Genomic DNA, 283 nt, shown 5'->3' on the forward strand with positions numbered 1-283 from the left:
CCGTCTTCAGCTGGAATCAGTCGTTTCAATCGATTGGCAACATGCTGGGTGCACTCCTCGGTGGCTGGCTCGCCGGAATCTTTAACTACAACGCCGTCTTCTTCTCGACCGCCCTGCTGATGCTGGTTAACCTAGCGTTACTGTGGTGGTTCGCACCAGAGATTCGGCAGCGGTCATCACAAACTTCTATGGAATAGTCAAAACCCCGTCCACTTCATGGTGAACGGGGTCTTTGTGTTTATTACATTCGTGTAAAATGTCGCCTGCGGCTGCCAAGGATTCT

General features: G+C 51.6%; 1 protein-coding gene. It reads left to right on the top strand.

Features of this window, described 5'->3' with window-relative positions:
• Positions 1–197: MFS transporter (locus FD07_RS11990; protein WP_156403296.1), on the top strand; the 197-nt coding region annotated here is incomplete at its 5' end.
• Between the last annotated feature and the right edge of the window lie 86 nt (positions 198–283).

Origin of the sequence: Levilactobacillus parabrevis ATCC 53295 (assembly GCF_001434055.1) — a bacterium.
Classification (GTDB): Bacteria; Bacillota; Bacilli; order Lactobacillales; family Lactobacillaceae; genus Levilactobacillus; species Levilactobacillus parabrevis.